The sequence below is a fragment of the Flavonifractor sp. An306 genome (genome assembly GCF_002159455.1).
Classification (GTDB): Bacteria; Bacillota; Clostridia; order Oscillospirales; family Oscillospiraceae; genus Flavonifractor.
This window is the reverse complement of sequence record NZ_NFIQ01000013.1, coordinates 44,074-62,266: the sequence shown is the minus strand read 5'-3', so window position 1 is coordinate 62,266 and position 18,193 is coordinate 44,074. Positions and strand designations below refer to the sequence as shown.

The 18,193-nt window shown below is 60.8% G+C and carries 20 protein-coding genes, 2 tRNA genes and 1 pseudogene; 15 read left to right on the top strand and 8 right to left on the bottom strand.

Features of this window, described 5'->3' with window-relative positions; translation table 11 throughout:
• Positions 1-1,127 (top strand): annotated as a pseudogene (locus B5F88_RS04955) (hypothetical protein); the annotation flags it as partial.
• A 136-nt stretch (positions 1,128-1,263) separates the two neighbouring features.
• Here the strand turns inward: B5F88_RS04955 and B5F88_RS04950 are convergent.
• Both B5F88_RS04950 and B5F88_RS04945 read right to left on the bottom strand, forming a co-directional pair.
• The gene (locus tag B5F88_RS04950) at positions 1,264-1,470 is read right to left on the bottom strand and encodes a hypothetical protein (RefSeq protein ID WP_087342367.1); all 207 of its coding nucleotides are present in this window, start codon (positions 1,468-1,470) and stop codon (positions 1,264-1,266) included.
• A gap of 234 nt (positions 1,471-1,704) precedes the next feature.
• A complete protein-coding gene (locus B5F88_RS04945) occupies positions 1,705-1,974 on the bottom strand; it encodes a hypothetical protein (protein WP_087342364.1) in 270 nt (89 codons plus the stop codon).
• 225 nt (positions 1,975-2,199) lie between these two features.
• Between B5F88_RS04945 and B5F88_RS04940 the strand changes: the two genes are divergently transcribed.
• The 6 genes from B5F88_RS04940 to B5F88_RS04915 all read left to right on the top strand — a co-directional run bounded on the left by B5F88_RS04940 (position 2,200) and on the right by B5F88_RS04915 (position 7,723).
• Positions 2,200-2,400, top strand: coding sequence for a hypothetical protein (locus B5F88_RS04940; protein WP_087342362.1), 201 nt, complete (start codon positions 2,200-2,202; stop codon positions 2,398-2,400).
• 161 nt (positions 2,401-2,561) lie between these two features.
• The gene (locus B5F88_RS04935) at positions 2,562-2,729 is read left to right on the top strand and encodes a hypothetical protein (protein ID WP_204246196.1); all 168 of its coding nucleotides are present in this window, start codon (positions 2,562-2,564) and stop codon (positions 2,727-2,729) included.
• A gap of 905 nt (positions 2,730-3,634) precedes the next feature.
• Complete coding sequence (locus tag B5F88_RS04930) at positions 3,635-4,192, top strand: helix-turn-helix transcriptional regulator (RefSeq protein WP_087342356.1); 558 nt, start codon at positions 3,635-3,637, stop codon at positions 4,190-4,192.
• An 86-nt stretch (positions 4,193-4,278) separates the two neighbouring features.
• Positions 4,279-5,367, top strand: a complete 1,089-nt coding sequence (locus B5F88_RS04925) for a PTS sugar transporter subunit IIC (RefSeq protein WP_087342378.1) — start codon at positions 4,279-4,281, stop codon at positions 5,365-5,367.
• A 156-nt stretch (positions 5,368-5,523) separates the two neighbouring features.
• Positions 5,524-6,078 carry a V4R domain-containing protein gene (locus B5F88_RS04920; protein WP_087342353.1) on the top strand — a complete coding sequence of 185 codons (555 nt, stop codon included), beginning with the start codon at positions 5,524-5,526 and terminating at the stop codon, positions 6,076-6,078.
• A complete protein-coding gene (locus tag B5F88_RS04915) occupies positions 6,071-7,723 on the top strand; it encodes a bacteriohemerythrin (protein WP_087342351.1) in 1,653 nt (550 codons plus the stop codon). Before B5F88_RS04920 ends, B5F88_RS04915 begins: the two co-directional genes overlap by 8 nt.
• A gap of 58 nt (positions 7,724-7,781) precedes the next feature.
• On the opposite strand, the gene B5F88_RS04910 is transcribed toward B5F88_RS04915, so the two are convergent.
• On the bottom strand, positions 7,782-8,729 hold the full coding sequence (locus B5F88_RS04910) for a hypothetical protein (RefSeq protein WP_087342348.1): 948 nt from the start codon (positions 8,727-8,729) through the stop codon (positions 7,782-7,784).
• A gap of 122 nt (positions 8,730-8,851) precedes the next feature.
• Here B5F88_RS04910 and B5F88_RS04905 point away from each other — a divergent pair, with 122 nt between their 5' ends.
• Together B5F88_RS04905 and B5F88_RS04900 are read left to right on the top strand one after the other, a co-directional pair.
• Positions 8,852-11,017, top strand: coding sequence for a Tex family protein (locus tag B5F88_RS04905; protein ID WP_087342345.1), 2,166 nt, complete (start codon positions 8,852-8,854; stop codon positions 11,015-11,017).
• Positions 11,014-11,391 carry a metallopeptidase family protein gene (locus B5F88_RS04900; RefSeq protein WP_087342342.1) on the top strand — a complete coding sequence of 126 codons (378 nt, stop codon included), beginning with the start codon at positions 11,014-11,016 and terminating at the stop codon, positions 11,389-11,391. Before B5F88_RS04905 ends, B5F88_RS04900 begins: the two co-directional genes overlap by 4 nt.
• Positions 11,392-11,428: 37 nt before the next feature.
• Here B5F88_RS04900 and B5F88_RS04895 read toward each other — a convergent pair whose 3' ends face one another.
• From B5F88_RS04895 to B5F88_RS04875, 5 genes are all read right to left on the bottom strand, one after another.
• Complete coding sequence (locus tag B5F88_RS04895; RefSeq protein WP_087342340.1) at positions 11,429-11,761, bottom strand: cupin domain-containing protein; 333 nt, start codon at positions 11,759-11,761, stop codon at positions 11,429-11,431.
• Positions 11,762-11,781: 20 nt separating this feature from the next.
• Positions 11,782-12,132 carry a DUF6483 family protein gene (locus B5F88_RS04890; protein ID WP_087342337.1) on the bottom strand — a complete coding sequence of 117 codons (351 nt, stop codon included), beginning with the start codon at positions 12,130-12,132 and terminating at the stop codon, positions 11,782-11,784.
• Between the two features lie 15 nt (positions 12,133-12,147).
• Positions 12,148-12,777, bottom strand: coding sequence for a LexA family transcriptional regulator (locus tag B5F88_RS04885; RefSeq protein ID WP_087342334.1), 630 nt, complete (start codon positions 12,775-12,777; stop codon positions 12,148-12,150).
• A gap of 211 nt (positions 12,778-12,988) precedes the next feature.
• Positions 12,989-13,073, bottom strand: a tRNA-Tyr gene (locus B5F88_RS04880).
• 16 nt (positions 13,074-13,089) lie between these two features.
• Positions 13,090-13,165 (bottom strand) — tRNA-Thr (locus B5F88_RS04875).
• 258 nt (positions 13,166-13,423) lie between these two features.
• On the opposite strand from B5F88_RS04875, the gene B5F88_RS04870 reads away from it, so the two are divergent.
• From B5F88_RS04870 to pstC, 6 genes are all read left to right on the top strand, one after another.
• Entirely contained in the window at positions 13,424-13,657 is a 234-nt protein-coding gene (locus tag B5F88_RS04870) for a hypothetical protein (protein WP_087342331.1), read from the top strand.
• Complete coding sequence (locus B5F88_RS04865) at positions 13,638-13,952, top strand: sigma-70 family RNA polymerase sigma factor (protein WP_242959639.1); 315 nt, start codon at positions 13,638-13,640, stop codon at positions 13,950-13,952. The genes B5F88_RS04870 and B5F88_RS04865 overlap by 20 nt, the downstream gene beginning before the upstream one ends.
• A gap of 123 nt (positions 13,953-14,075) precedes the next feature.
• The gene (gene rpoN / locus B5F88_RS04860) at positions 14,076-15,446 is read left to right on the top strand and encodes an RNA polymerase factor sigma-54 (protein ID WP_087342326.1); all 1,371 of its coding nucleotides are present in this window, start codon (positions 14,076-14,078) and stop codon (positions 15,444-15,446) included.
• A 17-nt stretch (positions 15,447-15,463) separates the two neighbouring features.
• A complete protein-coding gene (locus B5F88_RS04855) occupies positions 15,464-16,123 on the top strand; it encodes an HAD-IA family hydrolase (RefSeq protein WP_087342323.1) in 660 nt (219 codons plus the stop codon).
• Positions 16,124-16,341: 218 nt separating this feature from the next.
• Positions 16,342-17,229, top strand: coding sequence for a phosphate ABC transporter substrate-binding protein (locus B5F88_RS04850; RefSeq protein ID WP_087342320.1), 888 nt, complete (start codon positions 16,342-16,344; stop codon positions 17,227-17,229).
• A 96-nt stretch (positions 17,230-17,325) separates the two neighbouring features.
• Positions 17,326-18,192, top strand: coding sequence for a phosphate ABC transporter permease subunit PstC (pstC, locus tag B5F88_RS04845; RefSeq protein ID WP_087342317.1), 867 nt, complete (start codon positions 17,326-17,328; stop codon positions 18,190-18,192).
• Position 18,193: the final 1 nt, after the last annotated feature.

Below are 18,193 nucleotides of genomic sequence, written 5' to 3'. Positions count from 1 at the left end.
AGTCTTTGCAGACTGCAATCAATATGGCAGTGGAAGGGATAAGGGCGTTGGCCAGTGCGGCTGAATTTTTGATAGACAATCTGGATATCATCCTTCCGCTGCTGCTGGGTATAGGGGGAGCTTTTGTTATATTCCAGGTGGCCGCAAGCTGGACACGGATAGCGGCAGCGGCTACGGCGGCGTATGAATTTGCAGTAAATTTGCTTTCCATTGGCTTTGGCGTACTTAGGGGAAGTACAGCGGCCTCATCGGCAGCGATGTTCCAGTTTAACAGCGTGCTGTTGGCATCACCAATTACATGGATAGTTATGATAATTATGCTGTTGGTTGGCGTCATATATGCCGCGGTTGCTGCATTCAACCATTTTACTGGAGCGGGGGTAAGCGCAACAGGGGTCATAGCTGGAGCATTTTTAACCCTGCTTGCGTTCCTGGCAAATACGATCGTAATTCCTATACAGAGGACCTTTGCTGCATTGGGGAATTTTATCGGAAATGTATTCAATGACCCAGTGACAGCGGTGAAAGTCCTGTTCTATGACATGGCGCTGAGAAGTATTGGATGGGTCAGCAGCATTGCCAGTGCGTTAGAGAAGTTGTTGAATTCAATCCCGGGATTTGAGGTGAACTTTACATCAGGATTAGATAATTTATACAACAAAATGGAGCAAGAAAGGGCAAAAGCAATAGAGAGCGGCTCCTATAAGGAGTTTTTCAAGGCCTGGGATTACATTGATCTTTCTGATGCCTGGGACACAGGATACAACTGGGGCGCAAACCTGTTCAAGGGAAGCGACCCGATGAAAGATTTTATGAGTGAATATGAGCCGCCGGCGGTTCCTGGCTCCGAGACAGATAAGCTTTTGGCGGACATCGCAAATAGTACGAAGGGCATTGAAAAGTCCGTTGATATGTCCAGTGAAGATATTCAGTCCCTGGTGGAAGTAATAGAGCGCCGGTATGTGGCAAACGTAAACCTGACCAGCCAGGCGCCGGTGATCAATGTCGCCGGCCAGAACACCGGCAACACTGCTGCGGACCGCCAAGCCCTGGCTGACGCGATCCAGACAATCCTTCTGGAGCAGATACCATCTACTTCCGTCAGAGCTACCGCTATGCCCACATAAGGAAGGGGGGCGCCTTTACCAGGCGCCCCCTATGCCTATTTGTGGCCCGGTTCAGGGCGGCTCTCACGCCCTTTGCCCGCCCATACTCAAACGCAAGGCACAAGGCGTCTATAGAAGCATTTTCAACCGATGTTCTTCATCCAGTAACGAATTTCTTTTTCAGCTCCTGGTTTGCTTTCTCTATACAGGCAGAAACCTTATCTGGGGAAGCGCAGGTGATAAAAGCGTGCCACCCGCCGGAGCGGTCTCTCTGAAAAACAGAGACATGTTCCACTTCTGATGGCAGTATTTCAATGCGTATCATTTCAAAGCGAACAGGCAAATGGATGATATTACTTGTCATGCCCGTGCCTCCTCTCTGATAATCGACTTCACTATGCGGAGAATCAGATCCAGCTGCCGGGCATTGGCCCGCTCGGTCAGACGGGAAAGTTCCGCCCGGGATTCATTTGTGGTCATGTGCAGGAACTCCTCCTTGATTTTATGGGAGGGGCCTGGTATACTGAACCTACCAGGCCCCCGTGGCTTGTCTGTGCCTCATATCCTCTTGCTTGCCGGCTGGGATATGGGGCATTTCTCATGCCACGCAAAAACGTCGAGTGGTGGTCTCTCGGGTGAAAGCCTGAGCCACGTCCGGAAGGGCCTTGCGGAGGGCTGTCGTGTCAATGCGGGAGGCCTTGACGGCCTTCCAGGTGACTTTATACTCCCCCGCCCGAAGCTCCTCAGAATCACCCATAGAGGCCTTTATGGCGTCCTTGATGGTCTCGGCCTCTGCTGTGGCCTCCTCGATCAGCGCTTGGAGCTGACGCAGCTCCCTGATCTTGCTTTCCAGTTCATTGGTGCTCATACTGTTCCTCCTTGTTTTCTGGTGGGTCCCGGTACTGCGGCGGTTTCGTCTATTTCAACGGCGTGGCGGGCTCCCGGGCCCTGTCCCTCTTGACAGTATGAATTATAGCATATCTACCGGTAGATTTGTGCAATATATATCTACCGGTAGATTGATTTGTATGGTATAATTTAGACATAATGGAGGAGGTGCCGATATTTTACCGGCCTCAGAAAGGAGGAAAGTATGGCAGGGAAAACCGATGCACAGAAGCGTGCCCAGAAAGCATATATGGAGGGCTTTGCACGGGTTGAAATCAGAATGACCACACAACAAAGGGCAGCGGTTCAGGCCCACGCAGAGGCCCACGGCGAGAGTGTGAACGGCTTTATCAACCGGGCCATAGGGGAAACGATGGAGCGAGATATGGAAAAAGGAAGCCTCTAGGCTTAGCGTCCGACGACAGTATGCCTAAAGGCTGCAATGGCTGTGCAAAACCCGAAAATAGGGAGAAAGGAATAAAGTTAATGGCTGTATATCATAACTCGTCCGCTATTGCAAATGAGATACGGGCCAAGAGGGATATCCTCCGGGAGCGTTATGGAGGGATGATGACCCTGACGGACCTCATGGAGGAACTGGGGTATGGATCCCGGATCTCAGCCAGGAAAGCGGTGGTGGCAATGGGAATCCCGGCCACACAGGTGGGCCGGATGAAGAAATATGATACCGATGTGGTGGCGCGACGGCTTGTTGAATTGCGGGGCATGTGCTGATATATCTTTATCCAGCGCTATTTTGAGTGGACTGTATCCAGCTGCTTGTTTCTAAAGGATGCAAAACGTGGTCAACGTTTGCGCTTCACCCAAAGGGGAAAGGAACGCCCCGGGCAAAGCCCGGGGCTTGACAGTGTGGCCGCTGCGGCCTATAATAGATATTAGAAAAGGCGCTGCCGAATACGGTCAGCCCTTACAGTGCTTTGAAGTGATCGCCGTACTTGTCAGGGTGCCGGCGGTCACTTCTTTTTTGCCTGAATAAACAGGCTGCAAATACCAATGATGACCAAACAAAGCTGAAGAACTTCGGATGTACTCATGGGCAGCCCTCCTTTCCGAAGATCGGAGAGCAAAGAAGCTGCCCTCCGTTAAGAGGGCTGACCGCTGCTATCCGGCAGCGCCAAAGCCAGGATACCACAGAATGAAATAGGGTGCAAGGTCAGAATGATCCGCCACTCGGTTCATAAGGGAACCATGGCCGGACTGGAATTTGGAGACCTGCTGCCAGTGGTGTCGTGAACTGGCCGCCCTTGGGTGGATCGTTGGGTCCTGCACGGCGGCGGCTGGGTGGTCTGCTTGCCGGCAGACTGAGCAGGCGGTAATCCTGGCCGCACTCAGCTGGCCTCCACGGTTTTTAACAGCCCAAAAGGGAAAAGGCCTTATGCCAAAACCACACTTTTGTTTTCCCTTATATTTTCCCTTAAAGCGATTTGGTGCAAGAAAATGAGGATATAAAACACAAGACAAAAAGTGCGCAAATCAATAGGGGTAATCACGAATTTAAACATATTACAAGAAACTAAAAAGTGGGTCGCGCAACCACTGGTTGCGGAAAATTCCAGCGGTTGCTGGTGGCCCGCAACCGGCTTTTCTGGTAGGCTGAGACCGTCAGGAGGTGACGGGATATGACATTGCATGAAAAAATCCTATATTACCGCAAACAGGCCAGGCTGTCTCAGGAGGAGCTGGCCGCCCGGGTGGGGGTGTCCCGCCAGGCGGTGAGCAAGTGGGAGCTGGGAGACGCCACCCCCGAGGTGGACAAGCTGGTGGCCCTGGCCAGAGTGTTTGGAGTGACCACCGACGAGCTGCTCAGCCCGGAGGAGCCCGCCGCCGGGACGCCGCCCCCTCCGTCTCCCCGGCCGGAGCCGCCTGACTACCAGCGGGGCCTTAGAGGTGTGGCCTGGCTCATCTGCCGGTACGGCTGGCTGGCGGGGGTGTACATCGCCGTCAGTGGAGCGGGGATCGCCCTGGTGGGCGGGCTGGCGCGATATTCCTTTCTCCGGATGACCCAAAGCCTGCTGGGGGACGATTTCTTCTACGGCTCCGGATGGAGTGGGGAACTGTCCGCGGCCCAGCTCCCCCTCACCATTGCCACGGTGATCCTGGCCGTAGGGCTTCTGATCCTGGCCACCGGAGTGATCCTGGCGGTGGTGCTCTACCGGAAAGGCCGAAAAGGGGATTGACAAATCTTTCCCGGCCGTTATAATAGGACATTACAGGTGTCATGACACCTGTAATGTCCTATTTTTTGACGGGAGAGCATGAGGATATGGAAGGGATAACAGCATTTTTGAAGCGGAAAGACGTGGTGATCTCCGCCCGGCGCTACGGCATTGACGCTCTGGGGGCCATGGCCCAGGGCCTGTTCTGCTCCCTGCTCATCGGTACCATTCTGGATACCCTGGGCAAGCAGCTGGGGCTGGAGTTTCTGGTGACGGTGGGGGCCTACGCCTCCGCCATGAGCGGAGCGGCCATGGCCATCGCCATCGGCTACGCCCTGAAGGCGCCCCCGCTGGTGCTCTTTTCCCTGGCCACGGTGGGCTATGCCGCCAACGCCCTGGGCAGCACCACCCTGGACGGCGGAAAGGGGGCGGGCGGGCCGCTGGCGGTGCTGTTCATCGCCATCATTGCCGCCGAGCTGGGCAAGCTGGTGAGCAAGCAGACCAAGATCGACATTCTGGTCACCCCCCTGGTGACTATTCTGGCGGGGGTTCTCCTCTCCGCCTGGTGGGCCCCCGCCATCGGTACGGCCGCCTCCGCCGTGGGGGATTTTGTCAAGTGGGCCACCGTTCTGCAGCCCTTCTGGATGGGGATTCTGGTGTCGGTGGTCATCGGCATCGCCCTTACCCTGCCCATCTCCTCCGCCGCCATCTGCGCCGCCATCGGCCTCACCGGCCTGGCGGGGGGCGCGGCGGTGGCGGGTTGCTGCGCCAATATGGTGGGCTTCGCCGTGCTCTCCTTCCGGGAGAACCGGTGGGGCGGGCTGGTGAGCCAGGGGCTGGGCACCTCCATGCTCCAGATGGGCAACATTGTGAAAAACCCCCGCATCTGGCTGCCCGCCATCCTGACCTCCGCTATCACCGGGCCCCTGGCCACCTGCGTGTTTCACCTGGAGATGAACGACCCGGCCTCCGCCGTGGCCTCCGGCATGGGCACCTGCGGCATGGTGGGCCCCATCGGGGTGTACACCGGCTGGGTCAACGACGTGGCCTCCGGGGCCAAGGCGGCCATCACCAGCTTCGACTGGGCGGGGATGGTGCTTATCTGCTTTGTGCTGCCGGCGGTGCTGAGCTGGCTGTTTGGCCTGTTTTTCTGGCGCATCGGCTGGATCCGGCCGGGGGATTTGACCCTGGATTGAATATGGGGTGTTTGGGGATGTCTTTGGACGGAGACGTCCCCATTCCTGTTTTCTCCCTTGTAATTTACAGAAGAGCGTGCTAGAATATTTAATACTAAATAGATGGAGATTCCGTGCTTTAACAGGCTCTGAAGGAGTAAGGGAGGGATAGTCATTATGTTTCAACTGTTTGACCCGGAGGATGAAAATAGGTTCACATGGGATTCCATTGGCGACGTGGTGGACGGCAGGAGAAATTTAGGGGAGGATATGCCGGTGTATGTATACCGGCTGTTCCAGTTTACTATCAAGGATGTACTGGCCAAGCGCTTCGGCAACCAGGCCACGGTGGAACTGTTCCGTCAGGCCGGCGAGCTGGCCGGACGGGAGTTTGCCAGCCATCTGCTGAATCTGGAGCTGCCACTGGAGCAGTTTATCTCCCACCTGCGCACGGTGCTGGAGGAGAGCAAGATCGGAATTCTCCGGGTGGAGAAGTTTGACGCCGAAACCGGGGACGCCGTGCTGACGGTGGGGGAGGACCTGGACTGTTCCGGCCTGCCGGTGACGGGGGAGACCGTCTGCAACTATGACGAGGGCTTTTTGGCGGGCATTCTGAAGGTGTACACCAAAAAGGACTACGTGGTGACCGAAGTGGACTGCTGGGCCACCGGCTCCCGGGTGTGCCGGTTTGAGGCCAATGTGAAAAAGACAGGCGAGAACGGCAATGAATAGGGAAGACATAGACCGTTTGGTGGAACAGATCCGATACATTATTTTGAACAAGCCCATTTCCGACGACCTGAAAAGCGAATCGGAGGAGCTGGCCGACCTGCAGGAGGCGGTGTTCTACCTGTCCAACTGCCTGGCCGAGGCCAACGAATTTCTCAAGCATCTGCGCAACGGGGAGCTGGAAGCCAAGCCCCCCAGCCGCCACAATTTCCTGGCCGGGAACCTGAAGGAGCTCCACTCCGCCCTGAAGCACCTGACCTGGCAGGCTGACCGGGTGGCTCACGGGGACTACAGCCAGAGCGTCAACTTCCTGGGGGAGTTCTCCAGATCCTTTAACGAGATGATCCGCCAGCTGGCCGAGCGGGAGGCCCAGCTCAAGGAACAGTCCACCATGCTCACCGAAACGGCGGGGCTGATGAAGTCCATCATGAACGGGCTGAAGGAGTGGATCATCGTCACCACCCAGGACAGCGGGGAGATTATTTACACCAACCGCTCCGCCCAGCAGTTTTTCCTCAGAAACCAGAGCGCGGAGGAGAAGTGCTCCGGCTTTCAGGATCTGCTGGATTATATCACCCACTACAAGCAGAGCAACAGCGAGAACTGCGTCTTTGAGTACAAGTGCGACGTGCGGAAAAAGACCTTCCGCATCCACTCCTATGCCATCCGCTGGAGTGAGAAGATGGCCTATGTCCACTTTATCACCGACGTCACCAGCGAGAAGGAGTACCGGGAGCAGATCGAGGGCCTGGCCTACATGGATGAGCTGACGGGGCTGTATAACCGCCGCTTCTGCCTGGAGAATCTGGAACGGCTCATTGGCGCGGGAGCGGAGTTTACCTTCTGTATGGTGGACATTGACGGACTGAAGTACGCCAACGACCACTTCGGCCACGCGGCGGGGGACAAATACCTGTGTACGGTGGCCCAGGAGATGCTGCGCACCAGCCGGGCCACCGACCTGGTGTGCCGCATCGGCGGGGATGAGTTTGCCGTGCTGTTTTCCGACTGCAAGGCGCCGGTGGCCCTGCGGAAGATGGAGGAACTGGACCGGAATCTGATGGCAGCCTCCGAGGAGTTCCCCATGTCCATCAGCTACGGCGTGGTACACGTCACCGGGGAGGGGAACATCTCCCCTCAGCTGGTGATGCAGCAGGCGGACGCCAAGATGTACATTCTGAAGAACATCAAAAAGGCGGCCCGGGCCAGTGAAAACGGCCTGATCATGGCCTTTGCCTGGACCCGGGAGATGGAGACGGGCAATGCCCAGATCGACGCCGAGCACAAGGAGCTCATCCAGGCCTGCAACAATCTGCTGGCGGCCTGCGCGGCGGGGACCAGAAAGGAAAAGCTGTCCCAGACGGTGGACTTTTTGAAGCAGTACACCCAGACCCACTTCCGCCACGAGGAGCAGCTGCAGATGGAGTCTCACTATCCCGACTATGAGAACCACAAGAAATATCACGAGGCCCTGATGAGCATGGTGGACGATCTCTCCAACCGCCTGAAAATAGAGGGGCCCACCCTCCAACTGATGGGGGAGATCAACAAGCAGCTGGGCATCTGGCTCATCAACCACATCAAAACCGAGGACACCAAGGTGGCCCGGCACATCCAGGATTGGGAAGGCCGTGGGGACGGCCATTGATCAGCAGACAAGGGGGGCGGACCGCCGTGCGGCGGTCCGCCCCCCTTTGTTTAGTCTGTCAGTAGGCCTCCAGCAGTCTCTCCCGCTGGTTTTCCACCACGTTCAGCTCTCCCCGCAGGCGGCCCTCCGCCTCCTCCAGGGTGTGCAGGGCGGAATGTACCTGATAGCGCACCTTTGACACACCGTCCTGGGCGTCCTGAATGCTGGACTGGATATGCAGGTCCACAAACAGGTTGTCAAAGAAGTAGTCGGCAAAGGTGGCGAAGGAGCCGATGGAGATATCGGGTACCTGGATGTCCCCCACGTCGGCCAGCTGGGTGCGGAAATCGGACAGAGCCCGCTGGACCTGCCGCAGGCCGTCCTGGGCGTCGTCCAGCCGCTCATGCTTCATGGCGGTGGAGAGCAGCCCGCCGCCCACCATGTCCCATACGCCCCAGTCCCGGGCGCTGTCCAGGCTGTCCAGCACCTGGCTCAGGCAGACCTCCGCCCGCCGGCCGACGGAGAGGGCTTCTCCCACCTCCCGGAGCTGGTGCTCCAGCTCCGTCTGCCGCTGATCCAGCTCCATCAGCCGGGCCCCGGTCTCGCCTCCCAGCTCCTTGAGCAGCGCCGCCTTCTCCTGGCTCAGCTCCATCAGCTGCTGCCGGACGTGCTTCAGGGTCGCCTGCTGGCCCCGCAGCTCCCGGAGCCGGTTCTCCAGGTATTCCAGATCGGACACCGCCTGGTCATACTGGCACTTGGCCGCCATGGCCTCCCGCCGCTCCCTGGTGAGCCGCTCCTCCTTATCCCCCGTGAGGCTCAGCAGGAAGGACCGCAGCCCCCCCTTCTCCAGCTTGTCCACGTCGTCCTGCTCCTTGCGGTAGATCGCTCCGGTCTCCGCCACCCGCTCTTTCCGCTCGGCATGCTGCCGCTCCAGCTCCCTTTGCTGGGCTCCCGCCTGGCTCAGCCGGGAGGCCTGCTCCGTCAGTTCCTTCCACTTGGCGTTGAGCTGTTCCAACCGCTGGTCCATACCAATCCCCTCCTTTTTCCTCTATTCTACGAGCTGCGGCAAAAAAGCGCAAGGAGATCCGCTGGACTTGGCGGTTAAAATCGCGTAAAATAGAGGCATGTCTATCATAAAGGAGCATCCCAATGGAAACCATGATCCAGATTCTGGCCAGAGAGCTGGGCCAGAAGGAGAGCTATATTCAGAACGTGGTCACCCTCATTGACGAGGGCAACACCATTCCCTTTATTGCCCGCTACCGCAAGGAGCTCCACGGGGCCATGGACGACACCACCCTGCGTACCCTGGCCGACCGGCTGCAGTACCTGCGCAACCTGGACAAGCGGCGGGAGGAGGTAAAGGCCTCCATCGAGAGCCAGGGCAAGCTGACAAAAGAGCTGGCCGCCGCCATTGACGCCGCCGCCACCCTGGCGGAGGTGGAGGACCTGTACCTGCCCTACAAGCCCAAGCGGCGCACCCGGGCCACCATGGCGAAGGAGAAAGGGCTGGAGCCGTTGGCGGAGGCCCTGTTCGCCATGGGTCCCCCGGTGGATCCCCAGCAGCTGGCCCAGGATTTCATCGACCCGGACAAGGGGGTGGAGACGGCGGAGGCCGCCCTCCAGGGGGCCAGCGATATCATCGCCGAGGCCATCTCCGACGACGCCGCTGTCCGCAAAAATCTGCGGGAGCTGTACCTGCGCCGGGGAACGCTGGTGTCCCGGGCGGCGGAGAAGGAGCCGGAGGACAGCGTCTACCGGCTGTACTATGACTTTCAGGCCCCGGTGAACCGGGCCATGGGCCATCAGGTGCTGGCCATCAACCGGGGCGAGCGGGAGAACATTCTGAAGGTGAGCGTGGAGCTGGACAGCGAGACCGCCCGCATCGCCGTGCGCCGGGCGGTGGTGCCCGGCCGGGCGGCCATGGAGTTTGTCCGCGCCGCGGCGGACGACGCCTGGGACCGGTTACTGAAACCCTCCCTGGAGCGGGAGGTCCGCAACACCCTCACCGAGCAGGCCGACGAGGGGGCCATCAAGATGTTCGGCCTCAACCTCAAGCCCCTGCTGATGCAACCCCCGGTGAAGGGGTTTGTCACCATGGGCCTGGATCCGGGCTACCGCAACGGCTGCAAGGTGGCGGTGGTGGACCCCACCGGCAAAGTGCTGGACACGGCGGTGGTGTATCCCACCTTCAACGAGCGGAAAAAGCAGGAGGCCATCGACGTGCTCTCCAAGCTCATCCGCAAGCACGGCGTGGCCCATATCGCCATCGGCAACGGCACCGCCAGCCGGGAGACCGAGCAGATGACGGTGGAGCTCATCAAACAGGTGGGGGGCGGCGTCAGCTATATGATCGTCAACGAGGCGGGGGCGTCGGTCTACTCCGCCTCCAAGCTGGCCGCCGAGGAGTTCCCCGACTACGACGTGAACCTGAGAAGCGCTGTGTCCATCGCCCGGCGGCTCCAGGACCCCCTGGCCGAGCTGGTGAAGATCGACCCCAAATCCATCGGCGTGGGCCAGTACCAGCACGATATGCCCCAGGCCCGGCTGGACGAGACCCTGGGGGGCGTGGTGGAGGACTGCGTCAACGCCGTGGGGGTGGACCTGAACACCGCCTCCGCGCCGCTGCTGTCCTACGTGGCGGGGCTGAACAATACCACCGCCAAGAATATCGTGAAGTTCCGGGAGGAAAACGGGGCCTTCACCACCCGTAAGCAGGTGCTGAAGGTGCCCAAGCTGGGCCCCAAGGCCTTTGAACAGTGCGCCGGCTTTCTGCGGGTGCCCGAGAGCAAGAATGTGCTGGATCACACCGGGGTCCACCCGGAGAGCTACGAGGCGGCGGAGCGGCTGCTGGAGCTGTGCGGCTACACCGTAAAGGACGTAGCGGCGGGGGCCATCTCCGAACTGCGGGAGAAGGTGAAGGCCTACGGCCCGGAACAGGCGGCGGAGGCCTGCGGCGTGGGTCTGCCCACCCTGAGGGACATTGTGGGCGAGCTGATGAAGCCCGGCCGGGACCCCCGGGACGAGCTGCCCAAGCCCATCCTGCGCACCGACGTGCTGGAGATGAAGGACCTGAAACCGGGGATGGAGCTCACCGGCACGGTGCGCAACGTCATCGACTTCGGTGTGTTTGTGGATATCGGCGTCCACCAGGACGGGCTGGTTCACATCTCCCAGCTGTCCAACCGCCGGGTGCGCCACCCCAGCGAGGTGTGCGCCGTGGGGGACATCGTCACCGTCTGGGTGCTGGAGGTGGACGAGAAGAAGAAGCGCATCTCCCTGACCATGAAGAGGCCAAAGGAGGCGGCGGTATGATCCTCAGCTTTGACGAAGTGGGCGACCTGCTGGACGAGATGGCGGAGCAGTTCCCGGAGGAATTTTATCAGCGGCTCAACGGCGGCATCTCCCTGCTGCCCCAGGCCAAGGAGGACCCGGAGGGCCAGCTGGACGACCTCTATATCATGGGGGAGTACTGCCACGACATGATGGGGCGGTATATCAACCTCTACTACGGCTCCTTCGCCGCCCTGGCGGAGCTGGAGCACTGGACAAAGAAGGACTGGGAGGAGGAGCTGTACACCACCTTGTCCCACGAGTTCACCCATCACATCGAGGGCCTGGCCGGGGAGCGGGGCCTGGAGATCAGAGACGAGCTGGAAATGGAAGCATTCCGGCGGAGAGAGAACTAAAAGGAGGGCCTGCTGCCATTGGCAGCAGGCCCTCCTTTTAGTTGTGCTGGGGCACCACGGCGAAGAACACCAGGTCCTCCGTGCCGTCGTTGACAATGGAGTGGGAATGGCCTTCCGGGCAGTAGTGGCAGTCCCCGGGCTGCAGCCGCTCCTCGCCCCCGTCGTACAGGGCCTTACCGGTGCCGGAGAGGATGTATACCGCCTCGCTGTTTCCCTCGTGGGTGTGCAGGCCGATGGACGCCCCCGGCTCCAGCCGGCTACGCATGATCCGGTTGTGAGCATCGGTGTACATCTTGGCAAAGGTGGTCTTTTCGCCCCCCTTGAACTGGGGCATGGGGGTCTCCTCCATCTGCGCAAACGAAAGTATCATGTTGATTTCCCTCCTTACGGTTAAAGGACCACACCCAGCTGCCTGGACAGGTCCTGGAGCCCCTCCTGGATCTCGTCCCGGCCGAAGCCGGCCTCCTCCAGCTGGGCGTCGGTCAGCTCGTGGAGCCGGGCGTAAAAGTCCACCCCGGCCTCCAGACAGCCCAGGCCGCCGCTCTCGGCGGCCTCAAACAGCAGGTCCTCCGCCCCGCCCAGATCGCCTGCCTCCAGCCGGGCCATCAGCTCCTTATGGAGCCCGTCGGCGCTCTCGTCCCCGGAGGGAACGTAGGCCGTGTCTTCCTTGTGAAATACCAGCAGGGCGATGGACCGGGCCATGGCGTCCACCTGCCGCATCAGCCAATCTTCTGTAACCAAGGTAGTTTCCTCCTTTTATAAGTCCCGTACCAGCTTGACCGCCACTCCGATGATCCGGGCGGCCCCCGTCTCAAATTCCCGGATGGGAATGAGCTTGGGCTCATAGGCCGGGTTTTCCGGCTGGAGGATCACCACGCCCTTCTGCACCCGGAAGCGCTTGAGGGTGGCGTCCTCCCCGTCCACCAGGCAGGCCACGATCTGCCCGTTCTCCGCGGTCTCCTGCCGCCGGAGCAGCACCAGATCCCCCTCCCGGATGCCGGCGTTGATCATGCTGTCGCCGGTAACCCGCAGGTAAAAGCAGGCCTCCGGGTCGGGCACGCCGGCGGGGGCGTAGCCCTCAACGCACTGGCTGGCCAGGATGGGGGCCCCCGCCCGGATCACGCCCAGGATGGGCACCGGGCGCTCCCCGCCCGCCGGGACGGCGGGGGAGCGGGGAACGTCAAAGCCCTGCAGCCACAGCTGGTCCACCCCCAGCACCCGGGCCATGGCGGCGGCGGTGCCGATTTTGGGCTCCCGCTGGCCCAGCACATAGCGGTTCAGGGTCTGGGGATTCATCCCCAGCCGGTCCCCCAGCTGCTCGTAGCTCCAGCCCCGCTCCTCCATAATCGCACGCAGGCGGGCCCCGATGGTGGTCTCCTGCTCCATCCCGTTCCCCTCCCAGTCCCATTTTCGGGGCTATTCTATCACAGTTCATCACCGAACGCAACTAAAATCTGAAGAAAGCCCTTGACTTTTATCTCCGAATGGTGTTAACATAATCAAGCAATAGAACATACGTTCTAAAACGAGGGAGGGGGCAACACCATTTGGAGAGAAACGGGTATAAAAATGCCCCGCCTATCGGCGAGACATTTTTTGGTGGAGGAGGGTGGATTCGAACCACCGAAGCAAATCGCAACAGATTTACAGTCTGCCCCCTTTGGCCACTCGGGAACTCCTCCATATGAAATTAAATGATGGAGCTGGTGGACGGACTCGAACCCCCGACCTGCTGATTACAAATCAGCTGCTCTACCAACTGAGCTACACCAGCATATCAGCTCGTCCACAGCGAAAATTATTTTATCAGAGAGGAGGCCATTTGTCAAGAGAAAAAATACAGCTTTTTTGAAATTTTTAAAGGGGGAAGCGGAGATCCGGGTACGGGTGTGGACAGACCCGCTGCGGGATGCGCAGCGGACGCCGCCGGCGGGCAGGTGCCGCCGGTGCCGGGGGGAGCTGTACGGGCAGGAGCGGGAGGTGTGTACCCGCTGTCTGGAGGACCTCCGGCAGGAGGAAGAGGAGGAGAAGCATGACCTTATTGGAACTGTCCGTGGAATATCGGACCAACGCCGACGCGCTGCGGGAGCGGGCCCTGCTGCTGGAGCAGCGGCAGCGGGAGACCTGGGACGAGGCCCAGCGGGTGTGTCTGGCCGACCGCATCAAGCTGCTGCGCACCATGTGGCGGGAGGCCAGGGATCTGGCGGTGCTGTGTGAGCGCTATTATGAGAGGGGGTACCGGCGCAATGTCAAATACACGCTATAGACGGGGGAGCAAGTACGCCGCCGACATGGCGGCCTATTCCCGGGCCATGGCGGAGGACAATTCCCAACAGATGGCCCGGCTCAAGCACAATCTGGCCCGGGCCCTGCGGGAGGATGTGACCGCCCGGCAGAGGGAATTCCTGCTGCTCTACTACGGCGAGCAGCTGAACATGCGGCAGATCGGGGAGCGGCTGGGGGTGGACAAGTCCACCGTCTCCCGCACCATCAAGCGGGGAGAGGCCCGGCTGCGCCGCTGCCTGCGCTACGGGGCGGAGGCCTTCCTGGACTGCCGCTGAAGCGGGACTGGCGGCATTTTCTACATCCCCGCCGGGGGGCGGCGGTTGAAATTTGCCCCAGTTCCGTGATATACTGTCTCCCGGACGAAATGTGACGTTTTTCGCAAAGGGAGGCCAAAGGCATTGGAACTCAATCTATCTCAGAAGCAGACGCAGACGCTGTCCCCCCAGATGATGCAGTCCATGGAGGTTCTGCAGATGGGCTCTCAGGAGCTTCTGGAATACATCGAGGAGGCCGTGCAGGAAAATCCGGTCCTGGAGCCGGAGCAGAATTACGACAAGCAGGATGAATTTTCCTCGCTCCAGCGCAAGCTGGAGTGGCTGGAATCCACAGACCCCCAGAACCGTTACTACCATCAGCAGGATACCGAGGAGGAAAACGACCCGCTGAGCAACTACGGAACGGTGCGGGACGATGACGAGAATCTGTATTACTACGTGCTCTCCCAGCTGAAGGTGCTGGAGCTGGAGGGCGACGTGATGGAGGCCGGGATCTTCCTGGTGGAGAGCCTGAACCAGAACGGCTGGCTGGACGAGCCCCTGGACGTCCTGGCCGCCGACTGCGGCTGTCCCCTGGAGACCATGGAGAAGGCCCTGGAGGCGGTGCAGTCCCTGGAGCCCGCCGGAGTGGGGGCCCGGGATCTGTCCGAGTGCCTGAAGCTCCAGCTCATCCGCCGCACGCCGGTGGATCAGCTGGCGGTGCGCATTGTGGAGGGCTATCTGGACGCCCTGTCCAAAAGCCGCTATGGGCTCATCGCCCGGGAGCTGAAGGTCACCCAGGAGGAGGTCCGTGCCTCCTGCGACCACATCCGCAAGCTCAACCCCCGGCCGGGCACCGGTTTTGCCGCTCGGGAGAATCTGACCTACATCAACCCCGACATCATCGTGGTCAGCTTTCCCGACCACTTTGAGCTGCTGACCAACGACTACTATTTTCCCACTCTGAACATCAGCGGCTACTATACCCGCCTGATGAAGGAGAGCGACGACGGCCAGGTGAAGGAGTACCTCACCGGCAAGGTGCGGCAGGCCAAGTGGATGGTGAAGGCCATCGAGCAGCGCCGCTCCACCCTGATGGCCTGCGCCGAGTGCATCCTGGAGTTCCAGGAGGCCTTTTTTCGCAAGGGGCCGGGCCATCTGGTGCCCCTGTCCCTGGCCGACGTGGCCGAGCGGATCGGGGTCCACGAGTCCACCGTCAGCCGGGCCACCAAGGACAAATACATCCAGTGCTCCATGGGGGTGTACCCCCTGAGCTATTTCTTCTCCCGGAGCCTGGGGCCGGTGTCCCCCGGAGAGGACGCCGCTTCCCCCGACGCGGCCAAGGCGCTGCTGAAAAAGCTCATCGCCGGGGAGGACAAGAAAAAGCCTCTGTCCGACCAGAAGCTGTGCCAGCTGATGGCCCAGCAGGGCTGCACCCTCTCCCGCCGCACCGTGGCCAAGTACCGGGATGAGCTCCATATCCCCAGCACCACCGGCCGGAAACAGTATGAATGAGGGAGAGAACAGGCGAAATGCAGTATCAAGCGGTCTTTTTTGACTTTGACTATACCCTGGGGGACTGTACCCCCGCCATTGTGGCCGGATTCCGGTACGCCTTTGAACGCATGGGCTGGCCTGAGCCGGGCTATGACCAGGTGCGGCACACCGTCGGCTTTACCCTGGAGGACGGATACACCGCCCTCACCGGAGATGCCGCGGCGGAAAACCGGGCCAGATTCCGGGAACTCTACACCGAGAAGGCGGGGCCCATGCAGGTGGAGACCGCCCAGCTGTGCCCCGGTGCCCTGGAGCTGCTGACCGCCCTGTCCCGGGCGGGGGTGCCCGTGGGAGTGGTGAGCACCAAGCGCAGCGACACCCTGAAAGCCATTCTGGAGGCCCGGGGGGCGCTGGGCCTGCTGGCCAGCGTCACCGGCGGCGACCAGGTGAACAAGCCCAAGCCCGATCCGGAGGGCCTGCTGGCCGCCATCGCCGCCCAGGGCCTGACCCCGGAGCAGGTGCTCTACTGCGGGGATACCACCATCGACGCCCAGACCGCCCAGGGGGCGGGGGCCCACTTCTGCGCCGTGCTCAACGGCACCACCGGGGCGGAGGATTTTCTGGCCGCCCGCCTGCCCTGCGAGCACATCGCCCCCGACCTGTGGGATCTGAAACAGTGGCTGGGACTCAACTGAAGAAAAACCGGCGGCGCGCCGTGGAAGGAAACCTTCCACGGCGCGCTTTTTTCTGTGCTCCAAATCGGTATGGATTGTGTAAAGCGTGCAATCCTATGTCAAAAAGGGGCTTTACACAGACTTTACAAAGGCTTGAAGGACAACTTTACAATTGCCGGATATACTGATAAGCGTTCCCGCAAGTGAAGAATTTTATGCATGATTGGAGAATGAATACCATGAAGAAGAGAACTCTTGCTCTGATGCTCTCCGCCGCCCTGTGCGTGGGCCTGCTGGCCGGCTGCGGCAGCAGCGGCGATACCACCCAGACCCCCGCCGCCGGCGCCAACAGCCCCGCCGCCGTGGAGTCCGAGGCCCCCGCCGGCGACAACACCCAGATCTCCGGCATTGTCAACACCAACGGCTCCACCTCCATGGAGAAGGTGATGGGCTATCTGAAGGAGGGCTTTGCCGAGGTGCAGCCCGGCATCACCATCAACTATACCGCCTCCGGCTCCAGCGCCGGCATCACCGGCGCCAAGGACGGTACCTGCGACATCGGCCTGGCCTCCCGTGACCTGAAGGACGGGGAGAGCGGTGTGAAGGCCATCACCGTGGCCAAGGACGGCATCGCCATCGTCGTCAACCCCCAGAACCCCGTGGCCAATCTGACCGTGGAGCAGATTGCCCAGCTGGCCACCGGCGAGATCACCAACTGGTCCGAGGTGGGCGGAAACGACGGCCAGGTGGTCTTTATGGGCCGTGAGGCCGGCTCCGGCACCCGGGACGGCTTTGAGTCCATCACCGGCACCGAGGACGCCTGCAAGTACCAGAACGAGTACACCTCCACCGGCGAGGTGATCGCCGCCGTGGCCTCCAACCCCAACGCCATCGGCTACGCCTCCCTGTCCTCCGTGGACGAGACCGTGAAGGCCATCACCGTGGACGGCGTGGCTCCCACCGAGGAGACCGTGCTGGACGGCACCTACGCCATTCAGCGTAACTTCAACTTCATCGTCAGCGACAGCGCGGAGCTCTCCGATGCTGCCAACGCCTTCGTCCAGTGGGCCACCTCCGCCGAGGCTTCCGACCTGATCGCCGGCGCCGGCGCTGTGCCGCTGGCCTGAGTCCCGCCCCACCGAAACAGACGCCACGTGCCCCCTCGAAACGCGAGGGGGCACTCGGCATGATTGCTCCATCCTACGAAAGGCCGGTAATCTACCATGAAACAAAAGCTCCGCCCCCTGGAAGTCATCATGAATCTGCTGTTCCTCCTGTGCGGGCTGATCGCCGTCGTGTTCGTGCTGTTTATCAGCATTTATCTGATTGTCTCCGGTCTGCCGGCCATTCGTGAGATCGGCCTGGTGGACTTCCTGTTCGGCAAGGAGTGGGCCTCCACCGCGGCAGAGCCCAAGTTCGGCATCCTCCCCTTCATCCTCACCTCCATCTACGGCACCGCCGGGGCCATCCTGCTGGGCGTGCCGGTGGGCTTCATGACGGCGGTGTTCCTGGCCAAGGTGGCGCCTCCCAGATTGGCCGCTGTGGTGCGGCCCGCCGTGGACCTGCTGGCGGGCATCCCCTCGGTGGTGTACGGCCTCATCGGCATGATGGTGCTGGTGCCCGCCGTCCGGGTGGCCTTCAATTTGCCCGACGGCGCCAGCCTGTTCTGCGCCATCATCGTGCTGGCCGTCATGATCCTGCCCTCCATCATCTCGGTGTCTGAGACCGCCCTGAAGGCGGTGCCCAAGGAGTACGAGGAGGCCTCCCTGGCCCTGGGCGCCACCCACATCGAGACCGTGTTCCGGGTGTCCGTCCCGGCGGCCTCCAGCGGCATCGCCGCCTCGGTGGTGCTGGGCATCGGCCGGGCCATCGGCGAGGCCATGGCCATCATCATGGTGGCGGGCAACGTGGCCAACATGCCCGGGCTGTTTCAGTCCGTCCGCTTCCTCACCACCGCCGTGGCCAGCGAGATGGCCTACGCCTCCGGCCTCCAGCGCCAGGCCCTGTTCTCCATCGCCCTGGTGCTCTTCCTCTTCATCATGCTCATCAATGTAATCCTCAACACGCTTCTCAAACGGAAGAAGGGGTGAT

Coding starts and splice junctions, on each gene's coding strand:
- B5F88_RS04945 (WP_087342364.1), bottom strand. CDS start 1,974: ATGAGCACCAATGAACTGGAAAGCAAGATCAGGGAGCTGCGTCAGCTC.
- pstC (WP_087342317.1), top strand. CDS start 17,326: ATGAAACAAAAGCTCCGCCCCCTGGAAGTCATCATGAATCTGCTGTTC.
- B5F88_RS04895 (WP_087342340.1), bottom strand. CDS start 11,761: ATGATACTTTCGTTTGCGCAGATGGAGGAGACCCCCATGCCCCAGTTC.
- B5F88_RS04940 (WP_087342362.1), top strand. CDS start 2,200: ATGGCAGGGAAAACCGATGCACAGAAGCGTGCCCAGAAAGCATATATG.
- B5F88_RS04910 (WP_087342348.1), bottom strand. CDS start 8,729: ATGGACCAGCGGTTGGAACAGCTCAACGCCAAGTGGAAGGAACTGACG.
- B5F88_RS04950 (WP_087342367.1), bottom strand. CDS start 1,470: ATGACAAGTAATATCATCCATTTGCCTGTTCGCTTTGAAATGATACGC.
- B5F88_RS04905 (WP_087342345.1), top strand. CDS start 8,852: ATGGAAACCATGATCCAGATTCTGGCCAGAGAGCTGGGCCAGAAGGAG.
- B5F88_RS04870 (WP_087342331.1), top strand. CDS start 13,424: ATGACCTTATTGGAACTGTCCGTGGAATATCGGACCAACGCCGACGCG.
- B5F88_RS04925 (WP_087342378.1), top strand. CDS start 4,279: ATGGAAGGGATAACAGCATTTTTGAAGCGGAAAGACGTGGTGATCTCC.
- B5F88_RS04930 (WP_087342356.1), top strand. CDS start 3,635: ATGACATTGCATGAAAAAATCCTATATTACCGCAAACAGGCCAGGCTG.
- B5F88_RS04855 (WP_087342323.1), top strand. CDS start 15,464: ATGCAGTATCAAGCGGTCTTTTTTGACTTTGACTATACCCTGGGGGAC.
- B5F88_RS04850 (WP_087342320.1), top strand. CDS start 16,342: ATGAAGAAGAGAACTCTTGCTCTGATGCTCTCCGCCGCCCTGTGCGTG.
- B5F88_RS04920 (WP_087342353.1), top strand. CDS start 5,524: ATGTTTCAACTGTTTGACCCGGAGGATGAAAATAGGTTCACATGGGAT.
- B5F88_RS04900 (WP_087342342.1), top strand. CDS start 11,014: ATGATCCTCAGCTTTGACGAAGTGGGCGACCTGCTGGACGAGATGGCG.
- B5F88_RS04915 (WP_087342351.1), top strand. CDS start 6,071: ATGAATAGGGAAGACATAGACCGTTTGGTGGAACAGATCCGATACATT.
- B5F88_RS04935 (WP_204246196.1), top strand. CDS start 2,562: ATGATGACCCTGACGGACCTCATGGAGGAACTGGGGTATGGATCCCGG.
- B5F88_RS04865 (WP_242959639.1), top strand. CDS start 13,638: ATGTCAAATACACGCTATAGACGGGGGAGCAAGTACGCCGCCGACATG.
- B5F88_RS04885 (WP_087342334.1), bottom strand. CDS start 12,777: ATGGAGCAGGAGACCACCATCGGGGCCCGCCTGCGTGCGATTATGGAG.